This window comes from Xanthomonas sp. NCPPB 2586 (genome assembly GCF_041475775.2).
Taxonomy (GTDB): Bacteria; Pseudomonadota; Gammaproteobacteria; order Xanthomonadales; family Xanthomonadaceae; genus Xanthomonas; species Xanthomonas campestris.
On sequence record NZ_CM192981.1, the window covers coordinates 3,638,521 to 3,653,382 of the forward strand.

11 protein-coding genes and 1 pseudogene are annotated in these 14,862 nt (G+C 66.4%); 4 read left to right on the forward strand and 8 right to left on the reverse strand.

Going from position 1 to position 14,862, the window contains the following annotated elements; all coding sequences use genetic code 11:
- Positions 1 to 169: 169 nt before the first annotated feature.
- On the forward strand, positions 170 to 631 hold the full coding sequence (locus ACCQ09_RS15810) for a DUF3757 domain-containing protein (RefSeq protein WP_014506983.1): 462 nt from the start codon (positions 170 to 172) through the stop codon (positions 629 to 631).
- 254 nt (positions 632 to 885) lie between these two features.
- Here the strand turns inward: ACCQ09_RS15810 and ACCQ09_RS15815 are convergent, their stop codons facing one another.
- The 8 genes and pseudogenes from ACCQ09_RS15815 to ACCQ09_RS15850 all read right to left on the reverse strand — a co-directional run bounded on the left by ACCQ09_RS15815 (position 886) and on the right by ACCQ09_RS15850 (position 10,500).
- Positions 886 to 4,134 (reverse strand): error-prone DNA polymerase, encoded by a 3,249-nt coding sequence (locus ACCQ09_RS15815; protein ID WP_040941659.1) that lies wholly within the window; start codon positions 4,132 to 4,134, stop codon positions 886 to 888.
- Positions 4,135 to 4,438: 304 nt separating this feature from the next.
- A complete protein-coding gene (locus ACCQ09_RS15820; protein ID WP_016944862.1) occupies positions 4,439 to 5,857 on the reverse strand; it encodes a Y-family DNA polymerase in 1,419 nt (472 codons plus the stop codon).
- A 9-nt stretch (positions 5,858 to 5,866) separates the two neighbouring features.
- Positions 5,867 to 6,503: pseudogene (gene imuA / locus ACCQ09_RS15825) on the reverse strand (translesion DNA synthesis-associated protein ImuA).
- A 1-nt stretch (position 6,504) separates the two neighbouring features.
- Positions 6,505 to 7,110 (reverse strand): transcriptional repressor LexA, encoded by a 606-nt coding sequence (gene lexA / locus ACCQ09_RS15830; protein WP_076036214.1) that lies wholly within the window; start codon positions 7,108 to 7,110, stop codon positions 6,505 to 6,507.
- Between the two features lie 278 nt (positions 7,111 to 7,388).
- Positions 7,389 to 8,018, reverse strand: a complete 630-nt coding sequence (locus ACCQ09_RS15835; RefSeq protein WP_040941661.1) for a hypothetical protein — start codon at positions 8,016 to 8,018, stop codon at positions 7,389 to 7,391.
- 152 nt (positions 8,019 to 8,170) lie between these two features.
- Entirely contained in the window at positions 8,171 to 8,512 is a 342-nt protein-coding gene (locus ACCQ09_RS15840) for a cupin domain-containing protein (protein WP_040941662.1), read from the reverse strand.
- Between the two features lie 69 nt (positions 8,513 to 8,581).
- Positions 8,582 to 9,172 (reverse strand): GIY-YIG nuclease family protein, encoded by a 591-nt coding sequence (locus ACCQ09_RS15845; protein ID WP_040941663.1) that lies wholly within the window; start codon positions 9,170 to 9,172, stop codon positions 8,582 to 8,584.
- Entirely contained in the window at positions 9,169 to 10,500 is a 1,332-nt protein-coding gene (locus ACCQ09_RS15850; protein ID WP_040941664.1) for a DUF763 domain-containing protein, read from the reverse strand. Before ACCQ09_RS15850 ends, ACCQ09_RS15845 begins: the two co-directional genes overlap by 4 nt.
- A 279-nt stretch (positions 10,501 to 10,779) precedes the next feature.
- Between ACCQ09_RS15850 and ACCQ09_RS15855 the strand changes: the two genes are divergently transcribed.
- From ACCQ09_RS15855 to ACCQ09_RS15865, 3 genes are read left to right on the forward strand one after another with little or no spacing between them, the layout of a single operon-like run.
- Entirely contained in the window at positions 10,780 to 11,358 is a 579-nt protein-coding gene (locus tag ACCQ09_RS15855) for a (2Fe-2S)-binding protein (RefSeq protein WP_228428116.1), read from the forward strand.
- On the forward strand, positions 11,331 to 12,419 hold the full coding sequence (locus ACCQ09_RS15860; RefSeq protein WP_040941667.1) for an FAD binding domain-containing protein: 1,089 nt from the start codon (positions 11,331 to 11,333) through the stop codon (positions 12,417 to 12,419). Before ACCQ09_RS15855 ends, ACCQ09_RS15860 begins: the two co-directional genes overlap by 28 nt.
- Complete coding sequence (locus ACCQ09_RS15865) at positions 12,416 to 14,698, forward strand: xanthine dehydrogenase family protein molybdopterin-binding subunit (protein ID WP_040941668.1); 2,283 nt, start codon at positions 12,416 to 12,418, stop codon at positions 14,696 to 14,698. The genes ACCQ09_RS15860 and ACCQ09_RS15865 overlap by 4 nt, the downstream gene beginning before the upstream one ends.
- The last annotated feature ends 164 nt before the right edge of the window (positions 14,699 to 14,862 follow it).

Sequence of the window (14,862 nt, forward strand, 5' to 3'; positions counted from 1 at the left end):
CGGGGCTCACTATGCTGCGCACTGAGTCGATGTAACACGCACACAGGCTGGCGCGCGGCGTCACGCAACGCAATCGATGCCGGGAATTGCCTTCCAATCCACAACACGGCCATGTGGCCAGAGGCGTCAAACCATGCAATGTCCTCCAACAGCGCTACTTCTTACTGGCATGCTGCTGTCGCTGCCATCGGCCAGCGTCTTCGCCCAGGAACCCACCGAACACGGCGCGCAGTGCCCCGCACCTGCAGCGGTTCACTACGAGGCAGGACGCTACCGTGCCACTGCAGCGCTCGACGTAGGGTCGGGACGTGGCGAGTGGTCCAGCACGATACAGGCTTTCAAGCGCAAGCCGCGGCATCTGGCCTCTGTGCTGTACTACGGCAGACGCACCGATACGGCGCGCAGCGAAGGCGTGCTGGTCAACTGCACCTACTCTCTGCCTCAAGGCGAAGAAGTGGATCTGGCCTATTTCGATCATGAGGCACCTAAGACGCAACGCAATCTGATCGTCGCTCTCAAGCACCCTTCTTACTGGCTGCTGGATCAACCGCCCGCGCCCGGGCAGGAGCCGTTCTACACGTGCACGCGCGGAGCCAAGGACTGCGCGTTCGAACCGCTGCGACTGGAATGACCCAGCGGCGTATGCCATTGGCCGACGCCATTCTTCACGCCGGAGGTGAGGTAGTTTTCGATCGCTACTCTGCTGCCGCACCGGCAGACGGCTAATGCCCGCCACAGAGAAGCTGCGACGGTAAAAGGTCTTCCAGTTGAATCCCGGGCATGCGAAATACTTCGGCCATCACAGCGAGTGGTGGACAGCATCAAGGCATCACGCAAACCTCCATCCCGTTGACGCGGCATTGCATGAAGGTCAAACCGCTGCCGTCAATGAAAATCCCGCGACGGCAGCTGCATCTCGCCGAGCAGGTCGCTGAGGTCGTAGAGGTCGCCGGCGATGAGGTGCTCCACGCCGTCCACGCGTTCCCAGCGGCCGCGCACCGCCAGCAGGCGCGATTCCAGCAAGGCGCGGCGGCGGCGCATGGCCAGGTGCGACCAGACGATGACGTTGATCATGCCGTGCTCGTCTTCGAGGGTGACGAAGATGGTGCCCTTGGCGGTGGCCGGGCGTTGCCGCTGCGTGACCAGCCCGGCCACATGCACGCCGCTGCCATGCCGGCGCGCCTGCAACTCGCGCAGGCCCAGGATGCGCCGCTGCAGCATCTGCGGGCGCAGCAGTGCCATCGGATGCTGGCGCAGGCTCAGGCCCACCGCGCGGTAGTCGGCCAGGATCTCTTCACCGGCGCGCGGCGCAGGCAGTTCCACCGCGCGTTCGGCCGGGCTGCCGGGCAGCAGCGGCCGGCGCGCCTCCACCCCGGCCATGGCCCAGCGCGCGGCATTGCGATTGCCCACCATCGACTGCAGCGCGCCGGCTTCGGCCAGGGCCAGGCGCGCCTTTTCATCGAGTGCCGCGCGCAGGCACAGGTCGCCGATGTCGGCAAATGGCCGCTGCGCGCGTGCGGCAACGATGCGCTCGACCACTTTCTCGGACAGGCCGCTGACCTGGCGCAATCCCAGCCGGATCGCCGGCTGCTCGCCGGGATCGGCATCGCTGTGCCACGGCCGGCCGCCGACCAGGATGTTGTCCCAGTCGCTGTGCAACACATCCACCGGCAACACCTCCACACGCTGGCGCTCGGGGCTGCCGCGGCGCGCGTCCTGCACGATCTGGCTGGCCGAATAGAACCCCATCGGCTGCGCATTGAGTAGCCCGCAGGCAAAGGCCGCCGGTTCGTGCCGCTTGAGCCAGCAACTGGCGTACACCAGTTTGGCGAACGAGGCGGCGTGGCTTTGCGGGAATCCGTACGAACCGAAGCCTTTGATCTGCTCGAAGATCTGGTCGATGAATTCCGGCGCGTAGCCGCGCCCGGCCATCAGTTCGCGGATGCGTACACGGTGCGGCTCCATGTCGCCGCCGCGCCGCCAGGCCGCCATCGACCGCCGCAGCTGGTCGGCCTCGCTGTCGGTATAGCCGGCATGGATCACCAGCTCCATCACCTGCTCCTGAAACAGTGGAATGCCCAGCGTGCGGCCCAGGATTTCCTCAACGCCTGGCGAGGGGAAACTGACCGGCTCATAGCCCTGCCGCCGGCGCAGATACGGGTGCACCATGTCGCCCTGGATCGGGCCGGGCCGCACGATCGCCACTTCGATCACCAGGTCGTAGAACTCCCGTGGCTTGAGCCGCGGCAGCATCGCCATCTGCGCACGTGATTCGATCTGGAACACGCCCACCGTATCGGCACGCTGGATCATCTTGTAGGTTGCGGCATCCTCGCCCGGCAGCGTGGCAATGGTGTAATCGCGCCCGCGGTGACCGCGCACCAGATCCAGCGTCTTGCGGATGCAGGTCAGCATGCCCAAGGCCAGGCAATCGACCTTGAGCAGCTTCATGGTTTCCAGATCGTCCTTGTCCCACTGGATGATGGTGCGATCGGCCATCGCCGCGTTTTCCACCGGCACCAGCATCGACAGCGGTTCGTCGGAGATCACGAACCCGCCAACGTGCTGCGACAGATGACGCGGGTGATCGCGCAAGTGCTCGGTGACTGCAAGAATCTTGTTGATCAGCGGGTTGGCCAGATCGAACCCGGCTTCTGCGATGCGCTGTTCCATCGGCGTGTCGCCATTGCCCCACCCGTAGCAATTGGCCAGCAACGCGATCTGGTCCGGCGGCAGGCCGAACGCCTTGGCGACATCACGCACCGCGCTCTTGCCGCGGTAGCAGATCACCGTGGCCGCCAGTGCAGCGCGTTCGCGGCCATATTTGGTGTAGACGTATTGCAGCACTTCTTCGCGCCGCTCGTGCTCGAAGTCCACGTCGATATCCGGCGGCTCGTCGCGCTCCTTGGACAGGAACCGCGCCATCAGCAACCGGGTCTCGCTCGGGTTGACCGCGGTGATGCCCAGCGCATAGCACACCGCCGAATTGGCCGAAGACCCACGCCCCTGGCACAGGATGCCCTGCGCCCGCGCGAAGCGCACCACATCCTGCACGGTGAGGAAAAACGCTTCATACCCCTTGTAGGCGATCAGCTCCAGCTCGCTGTCGATCTGCGCCACCACATTGGCCGGCGCGCCCTCGGGCCAGCGCTCGCGCATGCCGGCTTCGGTGAGTTGGCGCAAATAGCTGGCCGGCGTATGGCCCTGCGGCACCAACTCGCGCGGATAGGTGTACTGCACCTTTGAAAGATCGAAGGTGCAGCGTTGCGCCAATTCCACCGACGCCTGCAACAACGCATGCGGATAGATGTTGCCCAGCGCACGCCGCGGGCGCAGGTGCCGTTCGCCATTGCGAAATAGATGCGCGCCGCAGTCGGCCAATGGCAGCGTGTGGCGGATGGCGGTCAAGGTGTCCTGCACGATGCGGTCGCGCCGCTGCGCCATGTGCACATCGCCGCTGGCCAGCGCGCTCATGCCCAGCTGCTGGGCCAGCAACTGCAACGTCTGCAGGCGCGCTGCATCGTCCTGCTCACGATGCAGTTCCACCGCCAGGAATGCGCGCTCTGCAAACACGCGCTGCAGCCAGGCGCCCTGCTCGGCCTGCGGTTGATCACCAGGCAGCCACAGTGCAAAGACGCCCGGGACCACATCGCGAAAGTGCGCTTCCACCTCGGCACGCCCCAACCGGTACGCGCCCTTGCCTGCCGCACGCCGGCCGGTGGTGATCACACTGCACAGCTGCGGATAGCCGTGCGCGTTCTCCACCAGCAGTACGAAGCGCGTGCCATCGACCAGGGTGAACTCGCTGCCGACAATCAGCTGCACGCCGGTGGCGCGCGAAGCTTCCAGGCCACGCACGATGCCGGCCAGCGAGCATTCGTCGGTGATGGCCAATGCGCTGTAGCCGCAGTGGTGCGCACGCGCAAACAGCTGCTCGGCACTGGAGGCCCCACGCAGGAACGAAAAATCCGACAGGCAGTGCAGCTCGGCATACGCCGGCAGCGTATCGGCCACTGCAGCATGGGTGATGTCGTCGTTGGCCGCACGCAGCCGCGCGGCAACCGTCCAGCCGCGCGGCATGCGCCCGCCGGGCGTGTCGCGATCCACGCCATCGATGGCATCGTCCCAACTCATGGCTGGCTACACGTGGCGCCACGCTGCCACCACACAGGCCGGCACTGTGGCAGCAGATCACCAGGCAGCCTCGATGGCGCAGTGGCGTGGCCGCGATCACGCTGCGGGCGCTGTTCGGGATGTGCATGCGCGGGTGCGTTGCTGGGTGCCGCCGGCCGTTGGACAAGCGTTTGCGGCGCAGTGGCCGCCGTTGGCTGCGGGGAGATAGCGCAGGCTGGCGTGATGCGCGCCAAGCGACCTGCCGTTTCGCAATGCTGACCGACGCGCGCATCCCCACACACACGCCGTCTGGGCGCAGGCCATCTCATGCGAACCACCCGTGCAGCATCCAGCCATCGGTGCGACCGGGCGATGCGAACACCCAGGCGCGCCGGCCACGCGAGGTTTCCACCACGTAGTAGTCGCGGCGCGCTTCGGCATCGTCCCACCAGCCGCTTTCCAGCCGTTCCGGGCCGGAAACGATGCGCAGATGCGGGTCGTGCAGCGGCACCGGGAGCGGCATCAACCAGGTCGGCCGCGGTGGGCGCGGTGGTGCGGCGGCTTCGCGCATGTCATCGCCAATGGCCTTCTGCCAGGCGCGCTCCGGGCGCGGGTCATCTGCCGGCAGCACGCGGTACACCGCGTCGTCGCCCAGTCGTGCGCGCAGGCGTTCGCGCAGCTGCGGCCAGTCCACCGACTGCTGCGCACGTTGATCGAACAGGTCGCGCATGGCCGGCACGAACGGCGGCAACTGTTTGGCCAGCAGGCGCATCGCCACCACCGGCCGTGGGATCTCCACGCGCTCCAGGCGGTTGCGCGCCAACTCGAACAGCAGTGCCGGCGCGCGCTCGGGCGTGAGCAGGCCCACGTCGACATCGGTGGCGCCTTCTTCGTGTTCCAGCCGCAACAGGAAACGCTGCACCCCGCCATCGCGGATCGACAGATACGTGCACAGGTCACCGATCAGGCGGCGCAGCGGGAACAGCAGCGCCGGGTGTGTTTCCACCTCGTAGCCAAGCTCCACGCGCTGGTCGAAATGGTCTGGTGGCGCGTAGCACTCCAGCGGGTCGTCGGCCTGGCCGTAAAGGCGATCCAGATGGTCGAGCAAGGCGCCGCCGAAGCGCCGCCGCACCCCTTCACTGGGCAGCGCGCGCAACGCCGCCAATGTGCGCACGCCCATGTGCTGCAGGCGCTCGCCGGCATCGCCCGGCAACGCGGCGCGGCGCACCGGCACCTTGTCGAGCAAGGCCTGTAGCGCGGGCAGCTGGGTCACTGCCATGCCGTCGCGCAAGCCGGCCAGCACACGTGCGGCGCGCGGCGTTGGCGCCAAGGCCAGCCGGTGCTGAAAACCCAATGCCTGCAGTTCCTCACGCAGGCGGCGCTCGAAGCGCGGCCATGGCCCGAACAGGCGGAAGCTGGCGCCCGCCTCCAGCACGATGGCACGCCCCCATTGCTGACTCACCAGCGAGCTATGCCGGTAGGCCCAGGACGCGAGAAAGCGCTGGCAGCGCGCTTCGGCCTGCGGGTCGTAATCGCAGGTCTGCACCTCGGCCATCAACGCGTGTGCAGCCGACAGGCGCATGCCCGGTTTCAGGCCGGCCGCTGCCGCTGCAGCGTTGACCGCATGCAGGCTGCGCAGCTGCGCTGGCCCTTCCACCAGCGCCAACGGCGCCTGGGTGTCTTCGCGACGCCGCAGCACATCGTCCAGTGCCAGCTGCGGCAATAGAATGCAGGCCCACAACATGCGCGGCCCTCAATGCGCCAGACGCAACGGCTGCGACGGCACCTGGCCGCCGCGGCATTTGCGCACCTGCCAGGCATCGCGCTCGGGCAGAAATTCCAGCCGCAACGCCGCCGGCGATGCATTCACCGCATGCCGACGATCGCGCAATGCGAACGCGCAGCAGTTGCCGCTGTCTGCGGCCACCTGCAGGCGCCGCAGTGCGCGCGCATCACCGGTCTGTGGCCAGCCCAGCGCCGCTGCGCAGGCATTGTTCGAAGGCCCATAGCGCGTCGCGCGGCTCTGCCTGCACGATCTCCAGCTGCTGCAAGGCCACCCCACCCGCCTGCCAGGCCGGCGCATACGGCACGTACGGCGGCGCCACCAGCACCACACGGCTGCCGGCGCCGGTCATACGCGCCAGCGTGGGCAGCAGCAATGCGATTTCGCCGATGCCGTGGGCGGGCAACAGCAACTCGGTCAACGCGCGGCGCGGCCAGCCGCCATCGGGGAGTACCGCATCCAGCGCGGCATGCCCGGTGGATTCGCCACCATTGGCGGTGGCCGTGCCGTGGCCGGCGCGCCAGACCGTGCGCGCCGCCAGCAAGGCATCCAGCGGCATGGCCAGGGCGACATTGCCGTGTTGCCGCAGCGGGACAGGTTCGCTCATCTCAGCCCTGCCGGATCAGGCCGCAGTACACGCCTTCGATCGCGAAGTCGGCATCGGCGGCCACCACGATCGGCGCATGCGCCGGATTGCGCGGCAGCAGGCGGATGGCGTCGGCGCTGCGCTCCAGCCGTTTGATGGTGATCTCGCCATCCACGCGCGCCACCACGATCTGGCCATTGCGCGCGTCGCTGCTGCGCTGCACGCCGACCAGGTCGCCTTCCAGGATGCCGTCGTCGATCATCGAATCGCCCTGCACCTGCAGCAGGTAGTCCGGCCGCAGCGCGAACAGGCTGCGGTCCAGCCAGAGCTGCCGGTCCAGGCCGATGTCCGCACCGATCGGCACACCGGCCGCCACCCGGCCCAGCACGGGCAGCGCCAGCAGCGCATCCGGCCCGGCCCCGCCCGGTACGCGGATGCCGCGCTTGCGGTTGGGCACCAGCTCGATCAACCCCGCCTCGGCCAGGGCCTGCACATGCTTTTGCGCCGCATTGCGCGAGGCGAACCCGAACGCCTGCGCGATCTCGGCCAGACTGGGTGCCAGGCCGGCCTGGGCCTGCTGCTGCAGGAACGCCAGCACGGCGGCGCGCTTGGGAGAGAGACCATCCATCGGGAAGACCAGCCACGGAACAAGGTGTACATTTGTACACCAAACCGTCGCAACAGGCGAGATCGCCGACCTGAGCCGCTCAGCTGCCGGACGTGTGGCTGTGGCGTGAGGGAGTTGTAACGCCTGTACTGGCACCCGGAGCCGGGCCCGAACCTGCGCCAGACGACCGCTAAGGGCGCGGCGCAGGTTCACCTTCAAGAAGCTTGGGCCGCGGAACAGTGCGCGTCGCCAGGCGCCCCGCACTCTCGTCGGGGCGCACAAAGTGGCAGCAGAACCGATCAGCTCTCGCGCTTGCTCGCCGACCGCTTCCGCGTCGTCGCCGCTTTCTTGGCGGCTGCCTTGCGCACGCCAGGGCCCTTGGTCTTGGCGGCCTTTTTGGCCGCTGCCGAGCGGCTGCTGGAACTGCGCTTGGCCGCTGCACTCTTGGCCTGGCGCGACAACGCCTGGGTGCCGGCAACCTGCTTGGCAGTGGTCTTCTTGCTGGCGGTCTTCAAGGCCTTCTTGGCGCCTGCCGACCGCGCAGGCGAGGTCTTCTTGGTGGCTTTCTTGGCCGCCTGTTTCGTCGTCTTCTTGGTGGCTTTCTTGGTGGCCTTTTTCGCCGTCTTCCTGGTCGTTTTGCTGGCGGTCTTCTTTGCCGTCCTGGCGGTGGTCTTCTTGGCCGCCTTGCTGTCCTGCGCCGCCTTCTTCTTGGTGTTCTTGGACGCGCTCTTGGACGGTTTGGCATCCACGCCATCGCGGCGTGCCTTTGAAAGGCCAATCGCAATTGCCTGCTTGGTGCTCTTGGCACCATGCTTGCCTTCGCGCACGTGTTCGATTTCTTCTTTGACGTACTCGCCGGCCTGGGTACTGGCCGACTTGCCCTCGCGCTTGTCCTGGGCGGCCGCGCGACGCGTCTTGGCTTCTGGCATGGGATGCTCCCGGTGCGTTGTGACGTGCCGATGTAAACAATCGCCACGTCAACGCATGGTCGACAACCCACTCACTTGCTGTTGAACAACGTGCCATTGAACAGCAGCCCGTTGAACAACACGCTGACGGCCTGCATGCGTCGCGCTGCGTATCAGCCTTCGCCTGACGGCAATGGTTCGCCCTGCGCATCGTAGGCCGGCGGGTGATAGAAGTTGACCGTCTTCAGCGGCGTGTCGCCGGTATTGCGAATCTCATGCGCCTGGCCACGCTCGATCGCGATCAGGCTGCCGGCCTGCAATGTCTGCATGTGGCCATCCACGATGGCCTCGCCTGCGCCATCCACCACGAACAGCCATTGATCGGCGCCGCGATGGCGATTGTCCGGGCCACCTTCGCAATCACCCGGTGCAATCACCATTTCTGCCGCCTGCACCTGGCGTAGCGAAAACAGCACCTTGAATGCGTTGCTCAATTCCAGCGTTGCGTACTGCATGCGCGCGTCTCCTCATCGGTTGCGCCGATGCTGTCGCTGCACACGTCAAGGCGGTGGCAATGCACTTTGCTATGCGCTGCGGCAGTACCAGTCCCAGATCACGGCGGGCAGATGCGCCTGCAGTGGCAGCTCCAATGCGCGGTAGCCATCCAGCACGTCGCGCAGCATCTGTTGCGTTGCGGTGGGCCCGGTGACGCCGTCGAGTTCCTCCTGGCTCAACTGCAACAGCGACCAGTCGTACAGGCGATCGATCCGCTGGGCCATTGCCGCCTGCAGCCACGCCTGTAGCCCGAACACGCGATACCCCTGCTGTTCCAGCTGCGCCACTGCCACCTCGAGTGCCTGCCCCACACCGCGAAACCATTCGGTGTGCCCGCCCGCCGCGCTGCGAATCGCCATCGGCGCCGGTGCGTTGTGCTCACCTAAGGGCCGGCGCAGTTGCAGCTCCAGATCCCGCGCGTCGCGTTCGCGCTCGGCTTCCACCAGCACGCCGCGCTCCAGGTCGAAGAACGCAAACCAGCGCGGATGCAGGCTGCTGATGCGGCCCAATGGGTCGCGCGAAAAGCCGATCTTGCAATGGTCTTCCCACTGGCAAGGGAACACATAGGTGAAGCAGCGGCCGTTGATGGCCACCTTGCCACGGCGCAGTTGCGCGCTCATTGGCCTGCCTTGCGCTGCGCCTGCGATGCAAGCGATTGATGATCCTCAACCGGCGGCTCCCAACCGAACACGCTGCGCCCGCCATAGCGGTGCGCATCCACGCGTTCCTGCGCGATATACGCTTCCACCGAAGGACCGCGCACGCTGGCTTCCAGCCGACGTGCCTGCGCATCCAGCCGCGCAATCGCCTGCAGCCGCTCCTCGTTGCCAAGCCGGGCCTGCTGCATCGCCTGCTTGAGCACACCGATGGTGTGATCGAACACCCGCGTGGGCACCGGAAACGGATGCCGATCCTTGCCGCCGTGGGCAAGCGAAAACCGCGCCGGGTCACTGAAACGACACGGTGTGCCATGCAACACCTCGGCCACCATCGCCAGCGAGCGCACGGTGCGCGCACCCACGCCCGGCACCTGCAACAGCGCGGTGAAATCGGCGGGGCCGCACTCGGCCGCAGCCGCCAGGCTGGCATGCAGCCGGCGGGTGATCACGTTCTCGCTGCGCACGTCGTGATGGTCGGGCATGCTCAGATGCGGTTGCCGTGCAGGATCCCAGCCCTGGCCTGCAAACAGGTCACCGGTGACCGGTGCTTGCGCTACAGCAGGCGCAACCGGCGCCTGCGCGGCGTCGATGCGCTGCCATTCGCGGGCAAGGCGATCCGGCGGCAGCGTCTGCAACAACGCCACCTGCGCCTCACGCGCGGCAGCGGCGCGATGGTCGGCCAGGTTGACGATGCTGCCCTGCTGCGGCCCATCGATCGCCGCGTGCGGCGCATCCACAAAACTGCTCAGCCCTTCCGACAACCAGTGATAGCGGCGCGCCTGCTTGCGTTGCCCGTTCATGCCTTGCTGCACCACCACCCAGCGCCCCTCGTCGCTGACGACAAAACTGTGCAGATACAGATCAAAACCATCCTGCACCGCGGCGCTGTCCACCTTGGCAACCAGGCGGCTGGCACGCGCCAACGCAGCGCCATCCAGCCCCACGCCATCGCCCACTGCCAGCAACTCGGCAGGCGTTGCGCGCGAATACCGCCCACGCCCACCGCAGACATGAATGCCCAGCTCGCCGGACAACGGCGTCAGCCCACGCTTGAGTGCGCCCATCACGCTGGTGGTGATGCCGGAGGAATGCCAGTCCATCCCCATCACCGCGCCGAAGGACTGGAACCAGAACGGATGCGCAAGCCGCCGCAACAATTCTTCGCGCCCATAGGTGTGCACGATGGCCTCGCACATCACCGTGCCCAGGCGCGTCATCCGCTCGCCCAACCAGCGCGGCACACGCCCACCATGCAGCGGAAGATTGGCGCTGCCACCGCGCCGGCTCATTGCAACCTCGTCATCATCTGCACAGGATACCGAGACCGCTGTCGCACGCCGTGCGATTGGCGTGGAGCGCAACACCGCGCAGCTGACGAATTCAGTTCCAGTCTCTTTCATGTGCAATGCAAACGGCGAGCTCGGCCTGCCACCAGTTGCACGTTGCGTTGCACAGTTCAGCGTCAAACATCGCATCGATGTGAACACCACCACCGCATTGCGTACACCCTGCGTTGACCGCCGCGCGGTCAAGGTGAAGGCCCTCTCAGCCATCGCCACGGGGCTCGCATGAATAGCACTCCCGCCGCAGCCCGTGACACGGCACCGGCCACCGCCACCACTGTTGCGCCCACCTACCCGGTGGCGCTGCGCATCAATGGTCAGCCTTATCAATTGCAGCTCGAAGCCTGGGTCAGCCTGCTCGACCTGCTGCGTGATCGTCTCGATCTCACCGGCACCAAGAAGGGCTGCGACCACGGTCAATGCGGCGCCTGCACGGTATTGGTCGATGGCCGTCGCATCAACAGCTGCCTCACCCTGGCGGTGATGCAGGACGGTGCGGACATCACCACCGTCGAAGGCCTGGCAGAAGGCGAACAGCTGCATCCGCTGCAACGCGCCTTCATTGCCCACGATGCATTTCAGTGCGGCTATTGCACGCCCGGGCAGTTGTGTTCGGCGGTGGGCCTGATCAACGAAGGCCAGGTGCACGATCGTGATCAGGTGCGCGAATTGATGAGCGGCAACATCTGCCGCTGTGGCGCCTATCCACAAATTACCGATGCGGTGATGGAAGTATTGGGCACACCCTCGGACAGCAGCGAGTCGGCCGACACCCCGTGGACCCCAGGGACGGTGCCGGCATGATTCCGCTCAGCTACGCACGCCCGGAGAGCGTGGACGCGGCAGTCGGCGCGATCGCCACGCGCGGCACTGATCCGCAGCCAGTCCCGTCCGAAGCGCCGGTACGCCTGATCGCCGGCGGCACCAACCTCACTGACTTGATGAAGCTGCAGCTGATGCGGCCCAGCCAGCTGGTGGACATCAACCGCCTGCCATTGGGCGAGATCACCACCAACGATGCGGGCGGTCTGCGTCTGGGTGCACTCGCACGCAATGCCGACACCGCCTATCACCCCGAGGTTGAGGCACGCTACCCGTTGCTGAGCGCGGCGATTTTGGCCGGTGCCTCGCCACAGATCCGCAACATGGCCAGCAATGGCGGCAACCTGCTGCAGCGCACCCGCTGCGTGTATTTCTACGACCGCGCCACGCCGTGCAACAAGCGTGCGCCCGGCACCGGCTGTTCGGCGATTGGCGGCCTGACCAAATACCACGCCATCCTGGGCGCCAGTGCGCACTGCATTGCCACGCATCCTTCCGACATGTGCGTGGCGCTGGCGGCGCTGGATGCGGTGGTACACGTGCAAGGCTCCAATGGCGCGCGCGACATCGCCTTTGCCGATTTCCATCGCCTGCCTGGCGAGCACCCAGAGCTCGACAGCACGCTGCAGCCGGACGAACTCATCGTGCATATCGATCTGCCGGATGCGCAGCGCCTCGTGGCGCATAGTGCCTACCTCAAGATTCGCGAGCGGCTGTCCTACGCCTTTGCGCTGGCATCGGTCGCCGCGGCGCTGGAGCTTGCCGACGACGGCAGCATCCGCGCCGTGCGCGTGGCGCTGGGTGGCGTGGCGCACAAGCCCTGGCGCCTGCCGGAGGCCGAAGCGCACGTAGTTGGCATGCCGGCGACGCCGCACACCTTTGCGCAACTGGCCGATGCACTGCTACAGGGCGCGCAATCGCAAGGCGAGAACGCCTTCAAGATTCCGCTGGCACACCGCACGATCGTGCGCGCACTCGACGTCGCGCGCGAAGGCACCATCGATAACCGCGGGCGCACCAGCGCGCTGGAGGACTCCCCATGAACGCACGCCCCGACGAGCTCATTGCACCGGTCGCCGACCCCGGCACCGGGCACCGCCCCACCGGCACCGGCATGCCGCGCATCGATGGGCGCGCCAAGGTCACCGGCCAGGCGCGCTACGCCGCCGAATGGCCGGTGCCCGACCTGGCGTATGGGGTGGTGGTCAACAGCAGCATTGCCAAGGGCCGCATCGTCGCCTTCGACCTGGAGGCCGCACGCGCGGTGCCCGGCGTGCTGGAGATCGTGACCCACGAAAACCGCCCGCACATGCGCGGCATGGACCTGTTCTACAAGGACATGACCGCACCGGCCGGCTCGCCGTTCCGGCCGCTGTACGACAACGCCATTCTGTATAGCGGCCAGCCGATCGCGCTGGTGGTGGCGGAAACCTTCGAGGCTGCGCGCCATGCCGCGCATCTGGTCCAGGTGGAATACGCCAGCGAGCCGCACGACACCAACCTGATGGCCAACCTGGGCCGCATGCACAAGCCCAAGCCGCTCAAGGCCGGCTTTTCGCCGCCGCCCAAGGACAAGGGCGAGCCGGACACGGCCTTCGTCAATGCCGCGCACCAGATCCAGGCCGACTATTACAGCGCGGTGGAACACCACAACCCGATGGAGTTGTTCGCCTCCACGGTGATCCGCGATGCGCAAGGACACTTCACCATCTACGACAAGACCCAGGGCTCGCAGAACAGCCGCTGGTATGTCTCGCACGTGTTCGGGCTGAGCAAGCAGAAGGTCACCGTGCGCAACCCGTACGTGGGCGGTGCGTTCGGTTCCGGCCTGCGCCCGCAATACCAGTTGGCGCTGGCGGTGATGGCCTCGATCCTGCTGGATCGCTCGGTGCGTGTGGTGCTGACGCGGCAACAGATGTTCACCTTCGGCCACCGCCCGGAAACGGTGCAACGGCTCAAGCTCGGTGCCGATCGCGACGGCACGCTGCGCGCGATCTGGCATGAAGCCATCGCCGAAACGTCGCGCATCGAGGATTACGTGGAGGTGGTGGTCAACTGGAGCGGGCAGCTGTACGCCTGCGACAACGTGCACCTGGGCTACAACCTGGTGAGCCTGGATCAGTACACCCCCATCGATATGCGCGCGCCCGGCGCTGCACACGGCGTGCATGCGCTGGAAGTGGCGATGGACGAGCTGTCCTACGAGATCGGCATGGATCCGCTTGCCTTGCGCTTGAAGAATTATGCCGAGGTCAATCCCGCCGACGACAAGCCCTATTCCAGCAAGGCGTTGCGCGAGTGTTACCAGCAAGGCGCAGAGCGCTTCGGCTGGGCACAGCGGCCGCTGCAGCCGCGCGCGCGCAAGGAGGGGCGCGAATGGGTTGGCTGGGGCATGGCCACCGGGCAATGGGATGCGATGCAGATGTTTGCGCGTGCCCACGCGGTGCTGCATGCCGACGGGCGTCTGGTGGTGAGCAGCGCCGCCAGCGATATCGGCACCGGCACCTACACGGTGATGGCGATGATTGCCGCCGAAGCGCTGGGCCTGCCGATGGAGCAGGTCACCTTTCAGTTGGGCGATTCCACCTTGCCGGTCGCACCGATCGAAGGCGGCTCGTCGCATGTGACCACGGTAGGTTCGGCGGTGGATGGTGCATGCGGGAAACTGCGCGCACGGCTGCTGCGGCTGGCCCAGGCGTTACCGAATTCGCGCTTTACCAAGGCCAAGCTGGACGAGGTGGTCTTCGCCGATGGCACGCTGGCATTGCGCGCCGATGCCGGCACCACCATCGCCTTGCCCGAGCTGTTGCGTGCCGCTCAGCTGGAACAGATCGAAGACAAGTTCCTGCTGTTGCCCAATGTGTTCAAGCAGCGCAACTACACCCGTGCCACCCATGGCGCGGTGTTCGTGGAAGTGCGCGTTGACGAAGAGCTGGGCACGGTGCGGGTAACCCGCGTGGTCAGTGCGATTGCGGCCGGTCGCATCCTCAACCCGATCACTGCGCGCAGCCAGATTGTGGGCGGCGTGGTCTGGGGCATCGGCCAGGCGCTGCACGAGCACACCCAGTCCGATCACCGCTTCGGCCGCTTCATGAATCACGATTTTGCGATGTACCACGTCTCGGCCAATGCCGACATCCACGACATCGATGTGATCTTCGCCGACGAGGACGACCGCATCGTCAGCAGCCTGGGCGCAAAAGGCGTTGGCGAAATCGGCCTGATCGGTGTCTCGGCAGCGATCTGCAATGCGATCTTCCATGCCACCGGCAAGCGCATCCGCAGTACCCCGATGACGCCAGACAAGGTGATGGCGGACTGACGAACGCGGGGCGATGTGCCTGCAATGCACAACGCAACCGACAATTGATGGGGTACGACAGGGCTCAGTGCATCGAATGCACTGGGTCCGTTTCATTTTCGTCACTGGTAGACATCTAGGCGTATTGCGCTACCGCACGTCCATCCAGCGCGCGTGCACGACAC